The sequence below is a fragment of the Streptomyces sp. NPDC093225 genome, from assembly GCF_044753805.1.
Lineage (GTDB): Bacteria > Actinomycetota > Actinomycetes > Streptomycetales > Streptomycetaceae > Streptomyces.
On record NZ_JBIVNX010000060.1, the window covers coordinates 16,971 to 40,431 of the forward strand.

Below are 23,461 nucleotides of genomic sequence, written 5' to 3' on the forward strand. Positions count from 1 at the left end.
CAAAATCACCGCGTTTCGTCCGGCACGACGGCCCCACCGGGCGGAATTGTTGCGTCCGCGGCGCCCTCCGGCCGGGGATCCTGCGGCATCGTCTCCCCCAGGGGGACCTGCGGCCCGGCCGCCTCGCGCAGCCAGCGGCGCAGCACCCGGTGCACCCGCTCCGCCCCGGCCGGCTCGCCGGGGGCGGACAGCTCGACGGGCCACATCAGGAAGGGCCGGCCCTGCTCGCCGCCCAGGCCGCCGTGCGAGCCGATCTGCTCCTCGAAGGCGTGCACCTCTCCGGTGTCCGGCCGGTACGCGGAATTGACCATGACGTCCGCGACGTGCGGGAAGGCGTCGGCGCGCCGGACCGCCTCGGCCGCGCCCGGGCCGAACGCGGCGAGCAGTGCCTCGGCGGCTCCCGGCTCGTCCAGCCGGGCCTCGACCCCGCCGGCCGCGAGCAGCACGGACCCGCCACCGGACCCGCCACCGGACCCGCCCCCGGACCCGCCCCCGGACCCGCCCCCGGCCGCACCGTCCCGGACGAGCAGGAAGCCGATGCCCGGATGGTCTGCGAGGGTGCGCAGCAGGGCCGGGTGGCGGCGCTCGATGCGTTGCCGGGTCAGGCGCCCGGGCACGTCCGGGAAGGAGATCAGCCCGAGGTTGCCCGAGGCCAGCACGACCGGACCGGCGCCGACCGCCACCCGCTCCCCTTCGCCCGCCTCCGGGTACCCGTCCTCGTCGGGCCGGTGCAGGGCGGCCCGTACGGCGGCCCGGGCCTCGGCCCCGCTGCGCGAGCGCCGGGCGCGGCGCGGTACGGGCAGCCCGCAGCCGGCCCGGACCAGGTCCTCCAGCGTGAGCCCGTACCGGCTGCGGAAGGTCTCGCCGGGGCTCTGGCCGTGGTCGGAGAGCACCACGAACCGGTAGGGGCGCGGGGCGTGTTCGGCGACCTTCGCGAGCAGGGCGAGGGACCGGTCCAGCCGCCGCAGGACCTGCTCGGCGTCCCGGCCGTGCGGGCCCGAGTGGTGGGCGACCTCGTCGTAGGCGACGAGGTCGGCGTAGACGGCGGCGCGCCCCGCGAGCAGGTCGCCGATCACCGCGGCGACCACGACGTCGCGCTCGACCACGGTGGCGAAGGCGCGGACGAAGGGATAGGCACCGCCCCGGGACACCCTGGGCCGGTCCCCGCGCAGCCGGGCGCGCACGGACTGTCCGATCTCCCGGCCGACCTCGGCGACCAGGGAGAGGGCGGTGCGGACCGCGTTCGCGGGGTCGGAGAAGTAGGCGAAGTAGCCGGCGCGGGAGCGGTTGGCGCGGCCGCGCCGGGCGGCCACCGACAGCACGAGGGCGAGCTGGTCGGCCCCGCCGCTGAACAGGTTGCCGCGGCTGGCCCCGTGGACGGTGAGCAGCCCCCCGTCGCGGGTGCGGGCGATGGCGCGGCGCTGCAGCTCGGCCGCGCCGGTGGGCCGGTTGCAGACCATGACCTCGCCGGTGTCCTTCTCGTACCAGCGGAAGGCGGGCACGTCGAAGGTCGAGCCGTGCAGGATGCCCAGCTGGCTGGCGCCGGTCTGGCTGGACCAGTCGGTGCGCCAGGGGGTCACCCGGTGGGTGCCCGCGTCGAGCCAGCGGGCCAGGGTGGGCAGCACCCCGCGCTCGACCGCCCGGCGCAGCACCTCGTGCCCGACCCCGTCGAGCTGCAGGAAGACGGTGCCCGGCGCGGACGCCGTCGGCCCCGCCGGACCGTGGGAACGCCGCCGCCGGCGGGCGGCCAGCCGGTAGAGGCGGCGGCGGTAGGCGTCGTCGTCACGGACCGCGAGGGCGGTGGAGGTGGCGGAGGCGACCGCGGACATGACGGCGGCCACGACCACGGCGGTCCGCGGATCGGCCTCGCCGCGCCCGTCGGGGACCAGGTCGAGGGCGAGCAGCAGCAGGGAGCCGTTGAGGAAGAAGACCAGCAGGCCGAGGACGAGCGCGGGCACCAGCAGCAGGGCCCGTACGAGCACCGGCCAGACGAGGGCCCCCAGCAGGCCGAAGGCGCCGGCTCCCCAGGCGGCGGTGAGGGCGATGCGGGTGACGCTGTCCCCGTCGTCGGACTGGAGCCGGAAGTCGGGCAGCAGGCCGGCGAGGACGAGCATGGTCAGCGTCGACACGGCCCACACCGCGGTCACCCGCAGCAGGGCCCCGCCCGCGGTGCGCCAACGCCGGTGCCTCCGCCGCATCCCGCACCCCCGCTCGTCGCCACCGCTCCCTCGTCAGCGTCGCACGAAGCGGGCACAAGCGGGAGTTCCGGACGGATCGGAGCGAAGCCCCCTCAGCTCCCGTCGTACCCGGCCGTGGGCATCGACAGCCGCCGGTGCACCTCGGCCTTCATCGCCGAGGTGTAGGTGGGCTCGGCCTGCCCGACGGTCTCCAGCCGCACCCCGCGCCGCGCGCACTCGGCGGTGAACTCGTCGACCGACCGCAGCGCCCGCTCCAGCACGCGCCGGTTGGGCGCGACGAAGAGGTCCACCTGCCCGGCCTCGACGTCGGACCAGAGCCCGCAGTGGTCGGGGCGCAGACCGTAGAAGAAGAGCTGGCGGGTGACGACGTACCCCTGGTCGGCGGCCCAGCGGGCGCACATGGCGTGCTGACCGCGGGTGTCGACCACGAACGGGTCGGCGTCGAGCTGTTCGAGCGGGGCCAGGCTGGCGATCGCGGCCACGCGCACCTCATCCATGGCGCCGAACCATACTCTGATCGGGGGCATCCGAGGAGGGGGCGGTACGGGGCGAAACGCGCACCGCACCGCACCGCGGACCCGCACCGCGTCCCACCAGGAACCCGGCATCGGAACGCCCGGTGGCGGACGGCCTCCGCGCCCCCCGCATACTGGCGTGCCATGAGCACGTACACCTCTCCCCCGCCCGCCCCGACCGAGCGCGTGCCGGACGTCTCCGTGATCATCGCGGTCTACAACGCGATGCCCTACCTGACCGAGTGTCTGGAGTCCGTGGCGGGCCAGTCCCTGGGGCTGGAGCGGATCGAGGTGATCGCCGTCGACGACGGGTCCACCGACGGCAGTGGCGCGGAGCTGGACCGCTGGGCGGCCCGGCACCCGCAGTTCCGGGTGGTGCACCAGCCCAATTCGGGCGGTCCGAGCGTGCCGCGCAACCGGGCGCTGGACCTGGCCCGCGGCCGGTACGTGTACGTGGTCGACGCCGACGACTACATCGGCCCGGAGACCCTCGAGCGGCTGCTGCGGATGGCCGACATGCAGGGCAGCGACGTGGTGCTCGGCAAGCTGGTCGGGCTGGGCCGGACCGTGTCCGACAAGGCGCACCGGCACGCCGAGCAGGTCGACCTGTACACCTCGGAGGTGTACCGGGCCCTGCACAGCGCCAAGCTCATCCGCCGCCAGATCCTGGAGCGCGACCGCATCCGCTACCCCGAGGACCTGTGGTTCGGCGAGGACCAGCTGTTCGTCACGGCCGCCTTCCTGGCGGCCGGGCGGATATCCGTGGTCGGCGACTACGACTGCTACTACCTGCGGCGCCGCGAGGACGGGCAGAACATCACCTCCCGGGGGCGCACCGCCCACGAGACGGTGGAGCACATCGAGCGCGTGATGCGGATGGTCGCCGAGCGGGTCACGGACCCGGTCGGGCGCCGCCGCATGCTGGGCCGCCACTTCCGGGCCCTGCTGGCCAAGGCGCTGCGGCCGGCGGCCTGGGCGCGCCGCGACTACCCGGAGTTCGCCGCCGAGGTCTACCGGCGCGGCCGGGCGCTGTGCGAGGCGTACTGGACGCCGGACATGACGGGCGAGCTCACGCAGATCGACGCGATCCGGATGTACTGCTTCCTGGGCGGGGCCGTGGAGGCGTTCGAGCAGCTGGCGGTGTACGACCCGGCGAAGAACCCGCCGGAGCAGCTGTCCGAGGGGGGCCGGCTGTACCGGCTGTTCCCGTACTTCCGCGATCCGGCGGTGGGGCTGCCGGACGAGCTGTACGACGTCACGGACACCGTCCGGGCCCATCACCACCTCCAGGCGATGGCCTGGAAGGACGGCCTGGTCCGGCTCACCGGGCACGCGTACCTGGAGTCGGCGGCCCCCGACGGCGTGACGGCCGGCGAGCTGCTGCTGCGCGAGCGGGCGACGGGCCGCGAGCTGTCCGTGCCGGCGGCCGCGCGGCCCACCCCGGAGCTGGCGCAGGAGGGCACCCAGCGCGGGGTGGACCTGACCCGGGCGGGCTTCCGGGCGGACGTGGACCTGAGCCGGGTGGACGGCGGCGGACCGCTCCAGCCGGGGGTGTGGGACGTCTTCCTGGCCGTCCGGGCCGCGACCGGGGTCGAGCGGACCGTGCGGCTGGGCCGGACGCACGGTCCGGAGCTGGACAAGACCGCGCGCCGCTCGCGGGTGCTCGCGCGGGACGAGGCGGCGGGGACGGAGCTGGCGGTCTCGCCGTTCTTCACGGCCAAGTTCGACAACCTGAGCTTCGAGGTGGTGCGGCGGTTCGCGCCGCCGGGCGAGTGAGGGCGCGCGAACGACGGCACCTCCACCCGTCGGCGGCCGAGTGGGGGCGTGCGAAGGACGGCACCTGCCGCCCCGTCGGGTGAGGGCGGTCCCGACCGGCGCGGGCCTACCCTCGTAGGGGGCGGGCCGTCGCGGTCGAGGAGGGGTGCGCGTGCCGGTGCGGATCACGTGGTGGGGTCATGCCACCTGTACGGTCGAGGAGTCCGGCGTACGCGTGCTCACCGACCCGCTGTTCGCCGGCCGCCTCGCGCACCTGCGGCGCCGGCGCGGGTCGCTGCCGCCCCCGGAGGCGGCGGCGGCCGACGTGGCCGTCGTCTCGCACCTGCACGCCGACCACCTCCACCTGCCGTCACTGGCGCGGCTGGCCCCCGGTACGCCGGTCCTCGTGCCGCGGGGCGCGCCCCGCGCGGTGCCGGGGCTGGCGCGGCTGGGGCACCTCGCCCTGGCCGAGGTCGGGCCCGGGGACGCTGTGCGGGTCGCGGGGCTGCGGATCCGGGCGGTCAGCGCCCTGCACGACGGGCGTCGGCTGCCGTACGGGCCGCGGCTGGCGCCGGCGCTCGGCTACGTGGTGGAGGGCGAGGACCGCACGTACTTCGCCGGGGACACCGGCCTGTTCGCCTCGATGGCCGCGGAGGTCGGCCCGGTGGACGTGGCGCTGCTGCCGGTCGGCGGCTGGGGCCCGTTCCTGGGGCCGGGGCACCTGGACGCGCGGCGGGCGGCCCGGGCGCTGGCGTCGCTGGCCGCGCCGCGCCGGGCGGTACCGGTGCACTACGGCACGTACTGGCCGATCGGCCTGGACGCGGTGCGGCCGCACGAGTTCCACGCGCCGGGTGAGGAGTTCGTGCGCCACGCCGCCGAACTGGCCCCGGAGGTGGCGGTGGCGGTGCTCGCGCACGGCGAGAGCGTGGTGGCGTGATGGCGCCCGCGGGGGCCGGCGCGCTGCTCGTGGGCGGCCCGGTGCCCGGCGGGCTGGTGGTGCTGGGTGCGGCGGCCGGGACGGTACCGGACGAGTCGACCCAGCAGGTGGTGGGCTATCCGGCGCTGTTCGTGCTGGTGGCGCTGGGGGCGCTGGTGCCGGTGATTCCAACGGGGGCTCTGGTGAGTTCGGCGGCGGTGGTGGCCTTCCACCACCGGACCCTGCCGGTGGGGCTGCTGCTGGTGTTCGCGGTGGCCGCGTTCGGGGCCTTCGTGGGCGACGTCGCGCTGTACTGGCTGGGGCAGCGCGGGGTGCGCTCGCGGCGCGGTGCGCGCCGGCTGTCGGCGCTGCGCGAGCGGGTGGCCCCGGAGCGGCTGGCGGCGGCGCAACGGCAGCTGACCGAGCACGGGGTGGCGGTGCTGGTGCTGTCCCGGCTGGTCCCGGCGGGCCGGATCCCGGTGATGGCGGCCTGTCTGCTGGCCGGGATGCCGCTGCGCACGTTCGCCCGCGCCGACGCCCTGGCCTGCCTGGCCTGGGCGGCGACGTACCAGCTCATCGGCATCCTGGGCGGCTCCCTCTTCGCCGAGCCGTGGAAGGGCGTGGCGCTGGCGGTGGGGCTCACGGTGCTGCTGAGCGCGGGTCCCACGGCTTGGCGGCGGCTACGCCGTCGGCCGTCCTGAGGGGGCCGGCGCGCAGCTTCTCAATCTGTTGCGAGAGCGGGTGGAGATCTCTCTCCTCCCAGCCGTCCTCCGCCCCCGCCCCGTCCGAAGACACACCGAGGCCGTCCCCACCGTGCGCAGGAGCGGCACCAGGGGCTGTCCTCCGTACGGCCCCGCTCCGATTGCCGCCCGCGAGGGCTGCGCGGACGATCGCCAGTGGCGGCGTCCGCACACTCCTGCGGCTGCCGGACGCCTCCCGTCGGCGGAGGCTGCGGGAAGGAGGAGCCGTGACGCATCTGGCTCGGATTCGGCTCGCGAGCGGCGGCTCCCTGCTGGTCGAGGCTCCGGCGACGACGGACGGACCGGTGAAGGCGGGGCGCATCGGCGACGCCGTCCACGAGCTGCCGGCGACCCTGCAGGACGCCCTGGGCCCGGTCACCGACGCGGCACGCGCCACGCTCGAGCAGTTGCGCAAGGCCGGTCCCGACGGGATCTCGGTCGAGTTCGGCGTCGACCTCGCGGTCGCGGCCGGCGCCGTGATCACCAAGAGCAGCGCCACCTGCCATCTGAAGGTGACCATGACCTGGAAGAGGGAGACCGGCGGGGGTCCCGGTACGGACGAGCGGTCGGGCTGAGCCGGTGGCCGTCACCGGCGAAGGCGAGAACGGCCGGACCGCGGGTCTGCCGCGCGCGGTCGCGCAGGTCCTGGACGCCGACGGCGGCGTGGCCGGTGCCGGGTTCCTGGTCGGGGAGGGCGTCCTCGTCACGTGCGCCCACGTCGTACGGGCGGCCGGCGGGGGGCCCGGCGCACGGGTCCGGGTGGTCTTCCCGCACGCGGCCGGGGCCCGGCCCGCCGAGGGCCTCGTCCTGGAGGACCACTGGCGCGCCCCGGAGGACGAGGACGTCGCCCTCGTGCGGTTGGGCGGTCCGCCGGTCGGCGCGGCCGTGCTGCCGCTGGGCTCCGCGGCAGGGTGCCAGGGGCACCCGGTGCGCTCGTACGGCTTCCCGGCCCAGGCCCCGGTCGGCGGGCACTTCGGCTTCGGCGTCGCCGGCGACCTGCTGCCGGCCGTCGCGGGCAGGGGCGTCCATCTGCAACTGACCGCGGCGAACGACCTGACCGCCGGTTTCAGCGGCGGACCGGTCCTCGACGAGGTGACCGGACTCGTCGTCGGCATGCTGACCGAGATCACCGCCCCCGACGAGCTCGATCGGGGGCAGGGGATCGCGTACGTCACGCCCACCCAGGTGCTGCGGACCGTCTGGCCCGAGCTGGCGGAGCAGGACGTCGAGCCCTACCGCGGGCTCGAACCGTTCACCGAGGAGGAGGCGCGCTGGTTCGAGGGCCGCGGGGACGCCGTGCGCCAGGTCCTGGCGAACCTGGCCGAGCAGCGGGTGACCCTGCTGCTGGGGCCCTCGGGGTCGGGCAAGTCGTCCCTCGTCCGGGCCGGGGTGCTGCCCGCACTGGCGGACGGCGCGATACCGGGCAGCGACACCTGGCTGCCACTGATCGTGCGGCCGCGACAGGACCTGCTGGTCGAGCTGGAACGAGCGGGGCTGCCGGGCGCGGTGGGTGACGGCATCGCCGCGGCGGTCACCCGCCTGCTCGAGGCGCGGCCCGCCCGCCGGCGCATCGTAGTGATCATCGACCAGTTCGAGGAGCTCTTCACGGAGCCGTTCACCGGCCGCGAGCAGGAACGCCGCCTGGCGGCCACGCACCAGATCACCGCTGCGATCCGGTCGCAGGCACGGCTCAGCGTGGTCCTCGTCATGCGCGACGACTTCTACCCGCAGCAGGCCGCCCTGGCGCCCAAACTGCTGGAAGCGGCGATGCCGGGCCTGCTGAACGTACCGGCCACGCTGAGCCGGGAAGCGCTGCACGACATCATCACGCTGCCCGCCCTGAAGGCGGGTGCACACCTCGAACCCGGGCTGGCCGAGCGGATCACCGGGGACGTACTGGCCACCACCCCCGACGGCCCCACGACCGGGCTCGCCCCGGTCACGGTGCTGCCGCTGCTGGAACTCACCCTCAGCCAGCTGTGGCAGCGGCGCCACGACGGCCACCTCAGCCACGACGCCTACCGGCGCATCGGCGGAGTCACGGGCAGCCTGACCACCTGGTGCGACACCGCCCTCGACCAACTGCCGGCCGAGCACAAGCCCGTGGCGCAGCGCATCCTGACCTCCCTGGTGCGCTCGGCCGATCCCCGCCACAACATCCCCGCCATCCGCGAGCAGGTCCCCCTGGCGGAACTCCGTGAACTCGCGGCCGGCCCCGGCGCCGATGCGGTGGGCGGCGAGGACGTCGACGACGTCCTCGCCGCCCTCACCCGCCACCGGATCATCACCACCCACACACCGAGCATCTCCCTGGTGCACGACTCCCCTCCCGCGCAACCGGTGGCCGAGCTGATCCACGACGCTCTCATCCGCGACTGGCCGACCCTGCGCGACTGGGTCGGCCAGGACCACCGCTTCAAGCAGTGGCTCGACCAGGCCCGTGCCCGGCACGCCCGGTGGGCCGACCGGAAGGACCCCGGGGACCTGCTCGCGGGAACGGCGCTGGCGGAGGGCCTCGAGTGGTCCCAGCAACGTCGGCTGCCGCACGACATCGCCGCCTTCCTCGCCGCCAGCAGGGAACGGCAGCGGGCAGTGATCCGGCGCAGCAGGCGCCTGAACGCGGTCCTGGCCGGGCTGCTGGCCCTGGCGCTCCTCGCGGCTGGTGGGGTGCTGTGGCAGTCTCAGGAGGTGCGCAGCGAGCGGCAGGCGGCCCTGTCGCGCCAACTGGCCGCGCGGTCCGGCACCCTCCTCGACGCGAACCCCGATCTCGCTTCGCTGCTCGCGATCCGCGCGTACCGGACCGCCCCCACGTCCGAAGCCGCCGAGAGCCTCGCGAACGCCGCCGGCCTGCCGCTGCGGGCACGCTTGACCGGTTCCGCCTCCGCGGTGAACCGGCTGGCGTTCAGCCCTGACGGACACACCCTCGCCACGGGGGGCCGGGACGGGACGGTGCTCCTGTGGGACGTCGTCACCGGCAAGCGGCGCATGACGCTCGAAGGACACCGCGCCGAGGTGTGGGCAGTGGCCTTCAGCCCCGACGGCAGGACCCTCGCCACCGGCAGCCACGACAGGACGGTGCGGCTGTGGGACCCGGACACCGGTGCGGTCCGGCACGTCCTGAACGACCACTCCGACAAGGTGTGGTCGGTGGCGTTCAGCCCCGACGGCAAGACCCTCGCCACGGCCGGCAGTGACAAGACCGTGCGGTTGAGGGACCCGGGCACCGGCAGGACGCGCACGGTACTGCACTCGGAGGCAGGAGTCGCTGCGGTGGCGTTCAGCCGCGACAGCAAGGCACTCGCCTCCGGGGGTGCCGACCGGACGGTGCGCATATGGGACGTGGACGGTGCCAGGCTCCGGGACGTCCTGGCAGGCCACACGGACACCGTGTACGCGGTGGCGTTCAGCCCGGACGGCAAGACGCTCGCCACCGGAAGTCAGGACCGTACGGCGCGGCTGTGGGACCTCGCCACCGGCAGGTCCCGCCACCTCTCGGGCAGCCGCAGCCACATCGACGCAGTGGGCGCGGTGGCCTTCAGCACCGACGGACGCACCCTGGCCACCGGCGGCTTCGACAACGCCGTGATGCTGTGGGACACGGCCACGGGAGCACTCGCCGCCGTTCTGTCCGGCCATACCGACGCCGTCAACGCCTTGGCCTTCAGCCCCGACGGCCGCACCCTGGCCAGCGGGAGCTACGACACGACCGTGCGGGCGTGGGACGTGGCCGCCAACCAGGTGCGCCGCACCCTGAAGGGGCACACGGCCCCCGTACGGTCGGTGGCCTTCAGCCCGGACGGCAGAACCCTGGCCTCCGGGAGCCACGACAGGACGGTCCGGCTGTGGGACGCGGTCACCAGCGCGCAGAGTCCACCTCTCAAGGGCCATACGGGCCTCGTCGATTCGGTGGCCTTCAGCCCGAAGGGGGAGATCCTCGCCTCCGGTGGCGAGGACGGGACCGTGCGGCTGTGGAACCTGGCCGCCGGCACCTCCCGCGTCCTGAGGGGCGACGGCGCTCCGGTCGTGGCGGTGGCGTTCAGCCCCGACGGACGCACCCTGGCCTCCGGAGGCTCCGGCACCTCCGTACAGCTGTGGGACGTGCGCACCGGCAAGCCCCGCGGCACTCTCGAAGGCCACACCGACGGCGTGCTCGCGCTGGCCTTCAGCCCCGACGGACGCACCCTCGCCTCCGGGAGCTACGACAACACCGCGCGCCTGTGGGACGTGCGCAAGAAGACGGGGCGCGTCCTCCAGGGGCACATCGACTTCGTGTGGTCGGTCGCGTTCACCCCCGACGGACGCACCCTCGCCACGGCAGGCCAGGACCGGACCGTGCGGCTGTGGGACGTGGGCACCGCGGCCAACCGCGCCACCCTGGGCGGGCACCGCGGCTCGGTGACCTCGGTGGCGTTCAGCCCCGACGGACGCACCCTCGCCACCACCAGTGGTGACGCCACCGTACGCCTGTGGGATGTGGACAGGCGCATCGCCCGTTCCAGCATCCCGCTGCCGAGCGTGGGGTTCTCGGTCGCGTTCAGCCCCGACGGCCGCACCCTCGCGTGGGGCGGCCAGGACAAGACCCTGCGCCTGCTGGACATCGTCCTGCTGCCGCCCGTCGAGGAGATCGACAAGATCTGCCACGCCGTCAACCGCGACCTCACTTCCCAGGAGAAGAAGGACTACCTGCCCGGGCAGTCCGTCGGCCCGGTGTGCCACATCTAGGTCCTCGTGGGAGGCAGCCCCGGTCGCCTGCTCCTCGGCACTGCCGGTGGGTCGTGTGGTGTGCGGGGGAGGCGCGTGACGGGGGTGGCAGGCTGGTCCGGAGGCAGGCCCACCCCGGAGCCACCGCACCCCCGACCCACCCGCACCATCAACCCAGCCACCCCACCCCGCACCCCACCCCCCCTCACCCCTCAGCCAAACTCCGCGACCCCCCGATGGCCAGGTCCCACAGGTCCTCGCGCGGCAGGCCGGCCCGTGCCCAGGCCTGCCGGACGCGGAGCAGCGGTTCGAGCACGGGTTCGGCAGAGAGGACGAAGGTGGCCCAGTGCATCGGGGCCATCCGGCGGGCGCCGAGGTCGAGGTGGGCCCGGACGGCCTCCTCGGGGTCGGCGTGCACGTCGCTGAGCCACCAGCGCGGGGCGTAGGCGCCGATCGGCAGCAGGGCCAGGTCGATGGCGGGGAAGCGACGGCCGATCTCGGCGAACCAGTGGCCGTACCCGGTGTCGCCGGCGAAGTAGACGGTGCCCCGGGTCGCGAGGTCGGTGAGGACCCAGCCGCCCCACAGGGTGCGGCAGGTGTCGAACGGGGTGCGCTTGGACCAGTGGTGGGCCGGTACGAAGTCGAAGCGGACCCCGCCCAGCACCGCCCCCTCCCACCAGTCGAGCTCGGTGACCCGGGTGAAGCCCCTGCGCCGGCACCAGCGGGCGAGTCCCGCCGGCACGAACAGCGGGGTGTCGCGGGGCAGCCGGCGCAGGGTGGGCGCGTCGAGGTGGTCGTAATGGTTGTGGCTGATGACCACGGCGTCCACGCGCGGCAGGTCTTCCCAGCGCACGCCGACGGGGGTCATCCGGGCGGGGGTGCCCAGGATGCGGCGGGACCAGACGGGGTCGGTCAGGACGGTCAGACCCCCTACGCGGAGGACCCAACTGGCGTGGCCCGCCCATGTGACGGAGAGGGTCCCGGGAGCCGCGGCCGGCAACGGCTCGGGGGCGAACGGCAGGTCGGGGATCCCCCGCAGCCCCTCGGTGGTGGGGCGGAACGCGCCCTCGCGGGCCAGCCGGGCGAAGGCCCGCACGCCGGGCAGCGGCGCGGTGAGGCGGTCCGCGAAGGTCCGGGGCCAGGTGCGGGGTTCGCCGAGCGGGCGGACTCCGGGTGCGGTGGCGACGGCCTGCTCCGGGCGCGGGCCGCGGGCCGTGCGCACGGCCCGTTCCGTCTGTTCCGTCATCGGGGCGACTCCATTCACAGGCGTTCGCGGGCGGTTTCGCGGCCGGTACCGGCGGCCGGCCCGCACCGGCCGGGGGCCGGCGCGGCCGGCCGGATCGGACCGCACCGCGGACCGGACCTCAGCTCAGTTCGTCGATCACCGCCCCGAAGCGGCTCAGCGATCGCCGGACGTGCGGCAGTTCGAGGGGGTCGGGGGCGTTGAGGGCGGCCAGCCGCTCGGCCTCGGTGGCGCCCAGCAGGGGTCCGGTGGCCAACCGGACGCGCGGGGCGCCGAGGTCGTCCGCGAAGCGGTGGCCGCCGGGGGCGGGCGCACCCAGCCGGTCCGCGAGGTACTCCTCCAGTTCCATGGCGTCGCCGATGCCGTGCCGGGCGAGGCCGGCGCGCAAGGGGGTGAGGTCGGCGTACAGGTGGCGGCCGGCCCGGGGCGGTCGGGCGAGGGCGCCGGCGGTGAGCAGGGTGTGGTGCAGGGCTGCCGCGATCCGGCCGTGCAGGGCCGCGGCGGTGCGTACCCCGGTGGTGATCGACTCGGGTTCGGCGAGGGCGTGGGCGGCGGCCGCGGCGACGGGGGCGGCGAGGAGGGCGCCGGTGGCGGCGAGGATGTCGAGGGTGCGGGCGTGCAGCCAGTGACCGCGGGGGGTGTCGGGGAAGCGGGCGACGGCCGCCGGCCAGGCCGGCGGCAGCAGTGCGCCGGACAGGTCGACCAGGACGGTGACCTGCTCGGGGGCCATCTCGGCGGGGCTGACGAGGACGGTCTCGCGGGGGCGGTGGAGGGTGTCGCGCCAGGTTTCGTCGCTGACGATGGACAGGCCGGCGTCGACGGCGGCCTCGCAGGCCTGGCTGAGGATGCCGGGCGGGGCGACGGTGGCGGTGGGGTCGTCGACCACGGAGAGCAGGAGCAGTCGCGGGTCCCCGCCCTCGGCGCGGACCCGGGTGACGGTCTCGAGCAGCGCGTAGGGGTCGGGGACGCCGCCGCACTCGGCGGGGGTGGGGACGTGGTACGCCCGGCGTCCCAGCAAGCGGACCTGCGGGGTCCACCAGGCGGGACAGGGGCGGGGCATGAGCACGTCTCCGCCGTACGCCCCGAGCAGTGCGACGAGCAGCGCGGGCGCGCCGGGGGCGGCCGCGATCCGGTCGGGGGCCCCGGCGGGGCCCGCCGGGGCGTCGAAGAGGCCGCGACGCTGCCAGTACCCGCGCGCGGCCTCCCGTACGGTCCGTCCACCGCCCGGCGGCTCCGGCGCCGCCCGGTCCGCGGCGGCGGCGAGTACGGCGGCCAGCTCGGGGGGAACCGGGAGGCCGGGGTCGGGGGCGGGTGGCCCGTACCGGACGGGGCCCCGGTCTTCAGGCACCGTCCGCCGCATCTTCCCCACCGCCCCTTCCGCGCCGCCGCCTCGCCCCGTCTCGCCACCACCGCATCCCACGCCCCTTTATACGGAGGTTTGCCAGGTTTCGCCCCTTTATCCAGGTCTCGATGACCGCACACGGGCCCGCACGCAGGCCCGCACGCGGACATCGACGCCCGGCACCCAGCCCAACCCCCGCAGCCCAAGGGCCCGACCCTCACCGCTCGCCGCCTCACCCCCGCGGCCCTCCCCACCCACCACCTTCAACCCCCGCGGCCCACCACCTCAGCCCCTCCGCCCCACCACCTCAGCCCTTCCGCCCCACCATGGCCAGCAGCCTGGTCTGGGCGTCGGCGCCCGCCGGGATCTCCAGCGGCTCGGCGTACGCGCCGCTCGCGGCGAGCCCGTCGGCGTAGGGCGCGATCTCCTTGAGCGCGAACTCGACCAGGTCCGCCGGCAGCCGGTCGTCCGCGCCGATGCCCCGGGCCAGGTCCCAGGCGTGCACCACGGTGTCGGCGGCGAGCTCCGAGCAGTACGCGGCCGCCTTGGCCTCCCCGTACGACAGCTTCACGGTCCGCTCCAGCGCGCCGGGCGCGCCGAAGGCGGCGGCCGCCCCGGCCGCTCCGCGGTCCCACGCGGCGGCGGGGTCGTCGCCGAGCAGGTCCCCGTCCAGCGCGCCGCCCACCTCGGCGACCGTCAGACCCTCGGTGACCAGCGGGGGAACCCACAGCTGTTCGCCGACGACATGGTTGACCAGGTCGCGCACGTTCCACTCGGTGCAGGGGGTGGGGCCGCCCCACTGGTCGGGGCCCACCGCGTGCACGAGGCCGCCGAAGTACTCGAGCGCCTGCGCGTGCTGGGCCAGCAGCGTGTCTGCCATTTCTCCCACCGTCCTCACCCGTCCTCACCCGTCCTCACCCGTCGTCGCCCGGTCCCACCCACCCCTCACCCGCTCCGCACCCGGCCCCACGCCTGGGCCCGCCCCCTGCTGCCCACTGTCCTCGCCCCCCGATCACCCTGCCACCCATCACCCCAACGCCCTTGCGCCCCTTGCGGGTTGTCCACATGTCGAAACGCATATCTCACCATCCGACATGATCGCGTACGGTGAGCAGCGTCCGAGGGAACCACCACAGACAGGGAGTTGCCGCCATGGGCCACAGCAGCGGCGCGAGCGACAGCAGCAGCAGCGCGCACGACGACCACGAGCAGGACCGGAAGCAGGACCGGGAGCAGCAGGACGGCCAGGAGCGACGGGACGACCGGACCCGGGAGACGGCGGTCTACACCCACGGCCACCACGAGTCGGTCCTGCGCTCGCACCGTTGGCGCACCGCCGCCAACTCGGCCGGCTACCTGGTCGGCGAGCTGCGCCCGGGCCTGGACGTCCTGGACGTGGGCTGCGGGCCGGGCACGATCACCGCGGACCTGGCGGAGCTGGTGGCACCCGGGCGCGTGGTCGCCGTGGACGCCGCGCAGGACGTGGTCGAGCAGGCCCGGGCCCACGTACGGTCGGAACGCGGTCTGGAGAACGTGGAGTTCGCGGTGGCGGACGTGCACGCGCTGGACTTCCCCGACGACTCGTTCGACGTGGTGCACGCGCACCAGGTGCTGCAGCACGTGGGCGATCCCGTGCGGGCGCTGGCGGAGATGCGGCGGGTGTGCCGACCGGGCGGGGTGGTCGCGGCCCGGGACGCCGACTACGCGGCGATGACCTGGTTCCCGGCGGTGCCGGCACTGGACGCGTGGCAGCGGCTGTACGACCGGGTGGCGCGCGCGAACGGCGGCGAGCCGGACGCCGGGCGGCGCCTGCTGTCGTGGGCGCGGGCCGCCGGCTTCGCGGACGCGGACGTCACCGCCACGGCCACGGCCTGGTGCTTCGCCACGCCCGAGGAGCGGACGTGGTGGTCCGAGCTGTGGGCGGACCGCACGACCGCCTCCTCGTACGCGGCCGTGGCGGTCGCCGGCGGGCACGCCACGCAGGAGCGGCTGACGGAGATCGCGGCCGGCTGGCGGACCTGGGGCGCCGCGCCGGACGCCTGGTTCTCGGTGCTGAACGGGGAGATCCTCTGCCGGGCCTGAGCCCCGAGGAGCCAGTCAGGGCGCCTGGAGCCGGCGAGCGGCCTCGCGCTGGCGGCGGGTGGCCCCCTTCAGGAAACGGAGCACGACCTCCAGCTCGTCGGTGTCGAACTCCTCGTAGAGCTCCGTCACTTCGCGGGCCCAGTCCTCGTACAGCGGGGCCACCTCGGCGAACTTCGCGGGGTTGACCTCGACCAGCACCCGGCGGCGGTCCGTCGGGTGCTTCAGTCTGCGCACGAAGCCCTTGGCCTCCAACCGGTCGACGAGGCCGGTCACGGAGGCGGGGGCGAGCCCGGAGCGCTCGGCGAGTTCCTTGGCGGTGAGCGGGCCGAGGCGTTCGAGCAGGTCGAGAGTCTTGGTCTCGGTGGCACCGAGCCCCATCCGGGCGGCGCCCGCCGTGTGGAAGGCCACGGAGGCGGCGCTGGAGTCGCGACCGGCCATGTTCAGTTCGGCGATCACCCGCACCCGACGGGCGTCGGACCCACCGGACTCGCCAGCCCCACCGGACCTGCCCGGCTCACGCGGCTCGCCCGACTCGCCCGACTCGCCGGATTCACTGTCGCTGCTCGTCATGGGCGAAGCCTAGCAATTCATTTCGTTCGGACGAACGAAGGACTTGCGACAAGGGACCCCGGGATGCAAGTCTTTCGTTAGGCCGAACGAAATAAATCTCCTCCCTCCCACGGAGCGCAGCCCTGACCGCGACCACCCCGCTCGACGCCGCGCCCGCCGCGGCCCTCCACCCCCGCCGCTGGGCGGCCGCCGTCGTGATGACAGTGGCCGCCCTGATGGACCTCCTCGACGTCACCATCGTCAACGTCGCCGTCCCCTCGATCGGGCGGGACCTCGGCGCCTCCGAGACCGCCCTGCAGTGGACCGTCTCGGCGTACCTGCTGGGCTTCGCCGCCGTACTGATCGTCTCCGGCCACCTCGGCGACCGCTACGGCCGCCGGACCCTGTTCCTGGCCGGCACCGCGGGGTTCGGCCTGGCCAGCCTCGGGTGCGGGACCGCCCAGTCGCCCGGGCAGCTGATCGCGGCGCGGGCGGTGCAGGGCGTGATGGCCGCGGTGCTGATGCCGCAGGTGCTGGGCTCGTTCCGGACGCTGTTCCACGGCAAGGAGCGCGGGGCCGTGTTCGGGATGTACGGGGCCGTGGCCGGCTTCGCCTCCGCCGTCGGCCTGTTGCTGGGCGGGCTGCTCACGGACGCGGACCTGTTCGGCTGGGGGTGGCGCTCGGTGTTCCTGGTCAACGTGCCGGTGGCGCTGGCCACCCTGGTCGCCGCGGTGGTGCTCGTACCCGCGACCCGGGAGCGGGGCTCCGGGCGGCCGGACGTGCTGGGCAGCCTGGTACTCGCGGGCGGCCTGGTCGCCGTCGTACTGCCGCTGGTCCAGGGGCACGCCAACGGCTGGCCGCTGTGGGGCTGGGTCTGCCTGGGAACCGGTGTGGCGGCGGTCGCCGGGCTGGGCGTCCTGGAGGCACGCCGGCGGAGCACGGCCACGGTGCCGCTGCTGCCGGCCCGGGCGTTCCGCCTGGGCGCCTTCTCCTTCGGGGTCGGGGTGCAGCTGCTGTTCTCCGTGGGCCTGCAGGGCTTCTTCCTGGCCTTCGCGATCTGGCTGCAGGGCGCCCAGGGCTACACGCCGCTGCAGGCCGGCGTGCTCACCGTGGCGTTCTCCGTGGGCGGCTTCCTGACCGCGCCCGCCGCGGACGGGCTGGCGGTCCGCTTCGGGCGGCGGGTGCTGGCCGCGGGCGCGCTCATGATGGCGGGCGGCTTCGGGTGGGTGTGGAGCGCGGTGCACTCGGCACCGGCCGCGCACGCCGGCGCATGGCCGCTGGTGCCGGGGCTGGTGCTGGCCGGTGCCGGGCTGGGATTCCTGGTGGTGCCGCTGGTGAACGTGGTGCTCTCGGCCGTACCGGCCGAGATCGCGGGCGGGGCGTCGGGCATCTTCGCGACGGCCCAGCAGTTCGGCGGGGCGCTCGGGGCGGCCGTCATCGGCACCGTGTTCTTCTCCGGGCTCGGCTCCGGCGGTGCCACGCACGCCCTGTCCGCCGCGATGCCGTACGTCGTCGGAGCCTTCGTCCTCTGCGCGGCGCTGTCCACCGCCCTCCCCGAGCGCGCCGTCGCGCCCGACGCGTGACGACCCGCCCCGCCACCGCGTGGCGACCCGCCCACCCGCCCCCCGCTCAGCGCAGCACGGCCGCCAGCAGGTCGGCCCCCAGGGCCGTCACCTCGGGCGCGTTGAGCGCGTAGCGCACGTACCGGCCGTGCCGGCGGGCCGTGAGCAGGCCCGCGCGGCGCAGGACGGCGAGGTGGCGGGAGACCTCCGGGGGCGAGAGCTCCCAGGCGTGGGCCAGCTCACCGGTGGTCTGGGGACTGCGGGCCAGGGTGCGCAGCAGCCGCAACCGCACCGGGTGCGCCAGCGCCTCGAGCCGGAGCGCGACCGTCTCCAGCGGCACCGGGGCCACCGGTGCCGCCTCGGCCACGGGGTACTGCACCACCGGCGGCCATCCGGGTGCGTGGACCGCCACCAGGTGCGGGCGGCCGAAGACGCTGGGGATGAAGGTGACACCGGTGCCGCGGGCGGAGGTCGCCTTGTCCTGCAGCTTGTCCACGACGACGCAGTCGCCGTCCGGCGTCAGGCCGATCGCTCCGGAGACCGACGCGAGCGCCGCCCCGAGGCCGTGGCGCTTCAGCAGGTCGTTCTTCACGCGCAGGTCGGCGGCGAGCTGCCCGGCGACGTCCGTCCACGCGGCGTCGAAGAACGCCCCCGCGCACTCCTCGAGGGTGTGGCGCACCCGGGCCCGTACGGCGGCCGGGTCCGCGAGCAGCCGCTCCGCGAAGGCCTCCTGGCGGGCGCCGCGGGCCTGCGCCACGTCGAGGGCCCGGTCCCGGGCGGCGGCGTCGGTGAGCGGCGAGCGCGCGCCGAAGTGGAGCCGGCTGCTGCCGCAGGTGGTGACCAGCGCGGCGGTCACGTACGTCTCGTCGTCGATCCGGTCCACGTCGTCCAGCTCCTCGGCGAGGGTCGGCCGGGGCCGGGCCGGGATCAGGAAGTCGGCCTGCGAGGAGCGCCAGAGGAACTCCGCCTCCCGCAACCGCTCGGCGAGCTCGGACCGCAGCCCGGCCCGGACGTCCGCGGCCCAACCGGCGTGCTGCGGGTGGTGCCCGGGTTCGGCCAGCACGTGCAGCATCGCGGTCAGCTCCGCCAGCGGGGAGGCGGCGAACCGCACCCCGTCGGGCGGCAGGCCGCGGATGTCGATCCTCAGGCTCATCCCGCCATCATCACCCGCACACCCGTCCGGCCACCCGGCCACCCTCGCACGCACGCCCGTCCGCCCGTCCGGCCATCCGGCCATCCGGCCATCCGGCCATCCTCACGCGCCCCGCCGGCCGGCGGCGGCGCCGGTTGACGGAGTTCGTCAACCGGCGTGCCCGGCCCGGCGGTCGGCCGCAGGTTCGACGCCATGGACACCAAGACCACCACGACCCGGGCCCGCGCCCTCGCCCTCGTCCGGGCTTCCGGAGGCCCCCGCTATGCCGTCGCGCTGGCCGTGGACGCCCTCGGCACCGGCCTGCTGCGGCCGTTCCTGCTGCTCTACGGGGTGACGGTGCTGGGGCTGTCCGCCCCGGCCACCGGCGCCGCGATGACGGGCGGCATCGTCGCCGGGCTGACGTGCATGCCCGCGGTGGGCCGCTGGCTGGACCGGGGCGCCCGCAGCACGGTCGTGGCGGCGGCGATGCTGGTGCGGGTACTGGGTGTGGCGGTGCTGCTGGCCACCCCCGCGGGGTGCGTCTGGCCGTTCGCGGCGGCGGCGCTCTTCCTCGGCGTCGGCAACCAGGCCTGGCCGGCCGCCCACGCGGCCCTCGTGGCCACCGTCACGCACGGCCGGGACCGCGATGCCGCGCTCGCGGCCGGCCGGGCCCTGCGCAACGCGGCCCTGGGCGTGGGCGCACTGCTGGCCACCGCGTGCCTGGCGGGCGGCACCGCGGCGCTGCGGGCGCTGGCGGCCGTCACCGGGCTCGCGTACCTCGCCGCCGCGGCGCTGGCCGGTTCGGTCCGCCTGCGCGCCCGGCCGGCCGCCGGCCCGGCCGGGGGCGGTGGCGGGGGCGACGGGCGCCCGCCCCGGATGGGCGCGCTGCTGGCCGCGAACGTCGTCTACGTCTTCTGCCTCAACGTCCCCGAAGTCGCCCTCCCGCTGGTCCTGGTGACGCAGCTGCACGCCTCCCCGGTCTGGCCGGCGGCGGTCTTCGTGGCCAACACCGTGCTGGTGGTCACCCTGCAGGTCCCGGTCACCGTGCTCATGTCCCGCTTCCCCCGGCGGACCGCACTGGCCCTGGCCGGCGGGCTGCTCGCCGCGTCCTACCTCGGCTTCCTGGCGGCCACCTCGCTGGGGCCCGGCTGGGGCGCCCCGGCCGTGGCCGCGGTGTCCGTGGTCTGCACCCTCGGCGAGATCGTCTACGCCGGCAGCGCCACCGCGCTGGTCACGGCCCTCGCCCCGGCCCGCGTCCTGGGCTGGGCCGTGGCCCGCTTCGAGCTGTCCTCCGGGTTCGGCCTCGCCGTCTCCCCCGCCGTCATCACCACCCTGGCCCCGTACGGCCCGGCCGCCCTCTGGGGCACGCTCGCCGCCACGACCCTGGTGTCCGCCGCAGCCGTCGCACCACGCCCGTCCGACACGTCCGACGCGTCCGACGCGTCCGAACGGTCCGTCCCCCGCACCCGTCCGACCGGCCGTCCGATCCGCACACGCACCGCCGCGGGACCCGCGCCCCGGAGCGGTCCGCCCGTGTGATGGGATCGGACGCACCCGCCGCACCGACGCCGGGCGCGTGAGCAGGACACGGCCCACCGGGCTCCGGCCCGCCGGGACGACAGCACGCCCGGACGGCGGAGAGGCGGAGGGGCCGTGGACAACGGTTGCGAGGACCAGGGGGCGCCCTTCCGCGCACCACCGCTGGCCACGGTCGCGCTGGAGCGGGAGGGCACGCGGGCCCGTCGGCTCCTCGCAGCCGGCGAGTGGCGGCCCGAACCGGCGGACGCCCGTGCGGCCGGGGCCGTACTGCACCGCCTGACCGCACCACTGCCGACCCGGCGGGGAGCGAGTGCGCGTACGGTGGCCACCGACCGGGACCGGCGGCTCCACCGCATCCTGCGCAGCGCCGTCCACCACCTGGACGCGGGGGCCGTGACCCCGGCGGCCGCCGCCGTCCTGGCGGCCACCGCCCGCGCCCTCGTGCCCTGGCACTCCGTCCCCAACCCGCCGCCCGCCGCGGCGGCCCCGCGGTTCGGACTCGCACCGGGGGTGGCGGCGCCCACCGCGGCCGGCGAGGCCCTGCTGCCCGTGCTGACGGCGCTCTTCACGGACCTGGCCGCCCCCGTCCCGGCCGGGTCCGGCCCGCTCACCCCGCCGGCCGCGACGCGGGAGGTCCCGCACGCGGGCCGGTTCCGGCGCTACGGAAAGCCCGGGTACGGCGTGTGGACGGCCGAGACCGTCCGGTGCGCGGGGTGCGGGGGCAAGGACGGGCCGTGGACCGTGTCGTGCGACTGGCGCCGGACCACCCTGCACTGCGACGCGTGCGGGGCGGCGACCACCGACCACGGCCTCGCCCCGTCCGAGGTGTGGCTCCTCCTGCCGGACGTGTGACCCGGGCGGACCCGCCCGCCCGGCCGCCGCCCCCTCGCCCGCCCGGGCCACCCGCCGCGCCGCCTCACGGCCGCATGCGGAAGTCGTACTCCGGCGGCACCGGGTCGGCGGACAGCAGGGCCCACTGGTCGGACAGGCACTCGTCGCCCTCCCGAAGGTCGGCCACCTCGAACCCCTCGTCGAACACGGCGCGGGCCGCGTCGATCCGGCCCTCCGCCAGCAGCAGCCGCGACTCCAGCAGCCGGAACCGGCCGCGCGCCCGCACCTCGGCCGGCAGCCGCGACCAGACGGCCCGGGCCGGGACCGGGCGACCCGCCGCGAGCTGGGCCGCGAGGGCCTCGCGGCCCAGGGCGGCCAGGGCGGCGACCCACGTCGGGCCGCCGCGGCTCTCCTCGCACAGGTCCGCGAAGGCCTCCCCGTACCGCTCCGCGGCCCGCTCCGACTGCCCGGACAGCTCGTCGGCGACCGCGAGGCAGCGCAGCAACGGCCAGCGCGAGGGCGCCAGTTCGAGCCCCCGCTCCCAGCTGCGCACCGCCTGCGCCACGTCGCCCGCATGCCACTGCGCCACGCCCAGGTGGTACTCGGTCAGCGGGTCGGCCGGCGCGGTCTCCAGCATGTCCCGCCAGTGCGGGGCCACCAGGCTGGGCCCCGGCGGCACCACCCGGCGCGGCACCGGGAAGGCCCCGGTGCGCAGCAACTCCAGCCAAGGAGACTGCTGTTCGTCCAGCCCCGCCTCCTCGAAGGGGGTGCCGGACAACTTCAGCCCGGCGCGCAGCACCTCCAGAGCGCCCCAGCCGGAGCCCACCACCAGCCGCTCCTCAGGCTCCCGGTCGGCGTACGGGCGCCAGGCCGCGTACGCCGCCTCGACCTCGGCCCGCGGCAGGGCGGCCGCGAGCCGTCCGGCCACCTCGGTCCGGGCCGCCCGCCAGTCCGCGCCGTGCACCGCGGCCGGGTCGGCCGCCAGCGGCCCGTACGCCTCCAGCCAGCTGAACTCCCCGCCCGCCTCGAGCCGGACGTGCTCGAGCTGGGTGCGCGCGAGCCCGGCCTGGATCTCGGCGTAGCCGGGGGTACCCGGCTCGGTGAGCCACTCCTGCCAGCGCCGGCCGCCGCTCCCGGAGCCCCAGACGAACAGCTTGCGGCCGCGCAACGCCTCGGTGGAGGTCTGCACGAGCCCGTGCCCGGCGCCGTCGAGCGAGGCGATCCACGGCCGGTCGCCACGCGGCAGCTCGTAGAAGTAGTCGGCGGGGTACGCGCCGCGCAGCGGGTACGTCCGGTCCGCACCCTCCCAGTCGGGCACCGGGACCCGGCGCAGGGTGCGCTCGTAGCCGAAGTGCCAGGCCTCGTCGGCGGGGGCGAGGACGCGGGTCCCGGAGTCCTCGGGGACGGCGATGTTGGACCACCAGTAGACGGGTGAGGGCCGCTCGTGCGGGTTGCGGATCCGTACGCCGACGTAGAGGAAGGCGGAGTCCTCCGGCAGCCACAGGTCCACCTGGAAGGGCAGGTCGCGCAGCCGCTCCCACTCCCACAGCCGCAGCATCACCCCACCGTCCGGCGCGGGCACGAGGGCGGTGTGCAGCGTCGCGCAGGACAGGGTGGTGTGGCCGGTGGCGCCGATGTTCCACTCGATGCCGCCGGAGAACCAGGCGCCGTTGAGGGCGAAGGCGGCGGGCTGGAACACCGGGTTGCGGTACAGCAGTTCGCGCTCGGAACCGTCCTCGGCCTTGGCGACCAGCGAGTGGACGCGGCCACCGAGCTCCGGCAGCACGGTCGCGCGCAGCCGCCCGTTCTCGAGGACCACCGCCTCGAACTCCCGCTCCGACCGCCGTCGTGCGTAGCCGTCCCGGATCCGCACGGGAAGCACCCCGCGCAGCGGCTCGTACCCGATCTGGCGGACCATGTCGCGCGGCAGACCGGACTGCGCGCGCCCGTCGAGCACGTGCACCTCGTCGAGGCCGCGCAGGGCGGGCAGCGGGTTCTCCGGGCCGAGCGGGGCGGCGGGCAGGACGAGTACGGCGCGTCGGACGGTCGTGGCCAAGGCAACCTCACCTTCGTGGGTGCGGGCCGCCGTGCGCTCCGGCGCGCCCCACCGGCCATGGAACACGCCCTGACGGGTCCTCACCAGGGGATCAGCGCACCAGGATTGGGCAAAACCGTCGCCGGTGTGAGCCACTGGTCCGGACCATGGCCGCCGCTTCGAACGGGTTCGGGGGCGGGGGCCTCGGCCGGCTCGCTTCGGGGGCGGGTCCCGTGGTGTGTGGGTCCCCTCGGCGCTTGACCCGGTATGGCCTGCAGGCCCTGCGGCAGGCCCACCCCTGGGGCAAGGGGGCTCCGCCCC

17 protein-coding genes are annotated in these 23,461 nt (G+C 75.9%); 9 read left to right on the forward strand and 8 right to left on the reverse strand.

What is annotated here, in order from left to right:
• Positions 1-5: 5 nt before the first annotated feature.
• Positions 6-2,198, reverse strand: coding sequence for a phage holin family protein (locus ACIQCH_RS33780; protein WP_402587338.1), 2,193 nt, complete (start codon positions 2,196-2,198; stop codon positions 6-8).
• A 92-nt stretch (positions 2,199-2,290) separates the two neighbouring features.
• On the reverse strand, positions 2,291-2,695 hold the full coding sequence (locus ACIQCH_RS33785) for a hypothetical protein (RefSeq protein WP_402587340.1): 405 nt from the start codon (positions 2,693-2,695) through the stop codon (positions 2,291-2,293).
• 162 nt (positions 2,696-2,857) lie between these two features.
• On the opposite strand from ACIQCH_RS33785, the gene ACIQCH_RS33790 reads away from it, so the two are divergent.
• The 5 genes from ACIQCH_RS33790 to ACIQCH_RS33810 all read left to right on the forward strand — a co-directional run bounded on the left by ACIQCH_RS33790 (position 2,858) and on the right by ACIQCH_RS33810 (position 10,846).
• On the forward strand, positions 2,858-4,489 hold the full coding sequence (locus tag ACIQCH_RS33790) for a glycosyltransferase (RefSeq protein ID WP_402587342.1): 1,632 nt from the start codon (positions 2,858-2,860) through the stop codon (positions 4,487-4,489).
• A gap of 151 nt (positions 4,490-4,640) precedes the next feature.
• Complete coding sequence (locus tag ACIQCH_RS33795) at positions 4,641-5,405, forward strand: MBL fold metallo-hydrolase (protein ID WP_402587344.1); 765 nt, start codon at positions 4,641-4,643, stop codon at positions 5,403-5,405.
• Complete coding sequence (locus ACIQCH_RS33800) at positions 5,405-6,085, forward strand: DedA family protein (RefSeq protein WP_402587367.1); 681 nt, start codon at positions 5,405-5,407, stop codon at positions 6,083-6,085. Before ACIQCH_RS33795 ends, ACIQCH_RS33800 begins: the two co-directional genes overlap by 1 nt.
• Before the next feature lie 266 nt (positions 6,086-6,351).
• Entirely contained in the window at positions 6,352-6,699 is a 348-nt protein-coding gene (locus ACIQCH_RS33805) for a CU044_2847 family protein (protein WP_402587346.1), read from the forward strand.
• 4 nt (positions 6,700-6,703) lie between these two features.
• A complete protein-coding gene (locus tag ACIQCH_RS33810; protein WP_402587347.1) occupies positions 6,704-10,846 on the forward strand; it encodes a trypsin-like peptidase domain-containing protein in 4,143 nt (1,380 codons plus the stop codon).
• A gap of 184 nt (positions 10,847-11,030) precedes the next feature.
• On the opposite strand, the gene ACIQCH_RS33815 is transcribed toward ACIQCH_RS33810, so the two are convergent.
• From ACIQCH_RS33815 to ACIQCH_RS33825, 3 genes are all read right to left on the reverse strand, one after another.
• The gene (locus tag ACIQCH_RS33815; protein WP_402587349.1) at positions 11,031-12,071 is read right to left on the reverse strand and encodes an MBL fold metallo-hydrolase; all 1,041 of its coding nucleotides are present in this window, start codon (positions 12,069-12,071) and stop codon (positions 11,031-11,033) included.
• 118 nt (positions 12,072-12,189) lie between these two features.
• The gene (locus ACIQCH_RS33820; RefSeq protein WP_402587351.1) at positions 12,190-13,428 is read right to left on the reverse strand and encodes a pyridoxal phosphate-dependent aminotransferase; all 1,239 of its coding nucleotides are present in this window, start codon (positions 13,426-13,428) and stop codon (positions 12,190-12,192) included.
• Between the two features lie 289 nt (positions 13,429-13,717).
• On the reverse strand, positions 13,718-14,290 hold the full coding sequence (locus ACIQCH_RS33825; RefSeq protein WP_402587353.1) for a TIGR03086 family metal-binding protein: 573 nt from the start codon (positions 14,288-14,290) through the stop codon (positions 13,718-13,720).
• 272 nt (positions 14,291-14,562) lie between these two features.
• Here ACIQCH_RS33825 and ACIQCH_RS33830 point away from each other — a divergent pair, with 272 nt between their 5' ends.
• Positions 14,563-15,492, forward strand: a complete 930-nt coding sequence (locus ACIQCH_RS33830; protein WP_402587355.1) for a class I SAM-dependent methyltransferase — start codon at positions 14,563-14,565, stop codon at positions 15,490-15,492.
• 15 nt (positions 15,493-15,507) lie between these two features.
• On the opposite strand, the gene ACIQCH_RS33835 is transcribed toward ACIQCH_RS33830, so the two are convergent.
• The gene (locus tag ACIQCH_RS33835) at positions 15,508-16,062 is read right to left on the reverse strand and encodes a MarR family winged helix-turn-helix transcriptional regulator (protein WP_402587357.1); all 555 of its coding nucleotides are present in this window, start codon (positions 16,060-16,062) and stop codon (positions 15,508-15,510) included.
• 197 nt (positions 16,063-16,259) lie between these two features.
• Here ACIQCH_RS33835 and ACIQCH_RS33840 point away from each other — a divergent pair, with 197 nt between their 5' ends.
• Positions 16,260-17,624 carry an MFS transporter gene (locus ACIQCH_RS33840; protein WP_402587369.1) on the forward strand — a complete coding sequence of 455 codons (1,365 nt, stop codon included), beginning with the start codon at positions 16,260-16,262 and terminating at the stop codon, positions 17,622-17,624.
• A gap of 46 nt (positions 17,625-17,670) precedes the next feature.
• On the opposite strand, the gene ACIQCH_RS33845 is transcribed toward ACIQCH_RS33840, so the two are convergent.
• On the reverse strand, positions 17,671-18,756 hold the full coding sequence (locus tag ACIQCH_RS33845; protein ID WP_402587359.1) for a DUF5937 family protein: 1,086 nt from the start codon (positions 18,754-18,756) through the stop codon (positions 17,671-17,673).
• A gap of 192 nt (positions 18,757-18,948) precedes the next feature.
• Here ACIQCH_RS33845 and ACIQCH_RS33850 point away from each other — a divergent pair, with 192 nt between their 5' ends.
• Positions 18,949-20,274: an MFS transporter gene (locus tag ACIQCH_RS33850; protein ID WP_402587361.1), complete on the forward strand. Its 1,326-nt coding sequence runs from the start codon at positions 18,949-18,951 to the stop codon at positions 20,272-20,274.
• Between the two features lie 114 nt (positions 20,275-20,388).
• On the forward strand, positions 20,389-21,126 hold the full coding sequence (locus ACIQCH_RS33855) for a hypothetical protein (RefSeq protein ID WP_402587362.1): 738 nt from the start codon (positions 20,389-20,391) through the stop codon (positions 21,124-21,126).
• 64 nt (positions 21,127-21,190) lie between these two features.
• On the opposite strand, the gene ACIQCH_RS33860 is transcribed toward ACIQCH_RS33855, so the two are convergent.
• Positions 21,191-23,161: a DUF5107 domain-containing protein gene (locus ACIQCH_RS33860; protein WP_402587364.1), complete on the reverse strand. Its 1,971-nt coding sequence runs from the start codon at positions 23,159-23,161 to the stop codon at positions 21,191-21,193.
• Positions 23,162-23,461 lie beyond the last annotated feature (300 nt).

Excerpts from the sequence above, each read along its gene's own strand:
- ACIQCH_RS33780 (WP_402587338.1), bottom strand. The coding sequence starts at position 2,198 with ATGCGGCGGAGGCACCGGCGTTGGCGCACCGCGGGCGGGGCCCTGCTG.
- ACIQCH_RS33785 (WP_402587340.1), bottom strand. The coding sequence starts at position 2,695 with ATGGATGAGGTGCGCGTGGCCGCGATCGCCAGCCTGGCCCCGCTCGAA.
- ACIQCH_RS33790 (WP_402587342.1), top strand. The coding sequence starts at position 2,858 with ATGAGCACGTACACCTCTCCCCCGCCCGCCCCGACCGAGCGCGTGCCG.
- ACIQCH_RS33800 (WP_402587367.1), top strand. The coding sequence starts at position 5,405 with ATGGCGCCCGCGGGGGCCGGCGCGCTGCTCGTGGGCGGCCCGGTGCCC.
- ACIQCH_RS33815 (WP_402587349.1), bottom strand. The coding sequence starts at position 12,071 with ATGACGGAACAGACGGAACGGGCCGTGCGCACGGCCCGCGGCCCGCGC.
- ACIQCH_RS33820 (WP_402587351.1), bottom strand. The coding sequence starts at position 13,428 with ATGCGGCGGACGGTGCCTGAAGACCGGGGCCCCGTCCGGTACGGGCCA.
- ACIQCH_RS33825 (WP_402587353.1), bottom strand. The coding sequence starts at position 14,290 with ATGGCAGACACGCTGCTGGCCCAGCACGCGCAGGCGCTCGAGTACTTC.
- ACIQCH_RS33830 (WP_402587355.1), top strand. The coding sequence starts at position 14,563 with ATGGGCCACAGCAGCGGCGCGAGCGACAGCAGCAGCAGCGCGCACGAC.
- ACIQCH_RS33835 (WP_402587357.1), bottom strand. The coding sequence starts at position 16,062 with ATGACGAGCAGCGACAGTGAATCCGGCGAGTCGGGCGAGTCGGGCGAG.
- ACIQCH_RS33840 (WP_402587369.1), top strand. The coding sequence starts at position 16,260 with ATGACAGTGGCCGCCCTGATGGACCTCCTCGACGTCACCATCGTCAAC.
- ACIQCH_RS33845 (WP_402587359.1), bottom strand. The coding sequence starts at position 18,756 with ATGAGCCTGAGGATCGACATCCGCGGCCTGCCGCCCGACGGGGTGCGG.
- ACIQCH_RS33850 (WP_402587361.1), top strand. The coding sequence starts at position 18,949 with ATGGACACCAAGACCACCACGACCCGGGCCCGCGCCCTCGCCCTCGTC.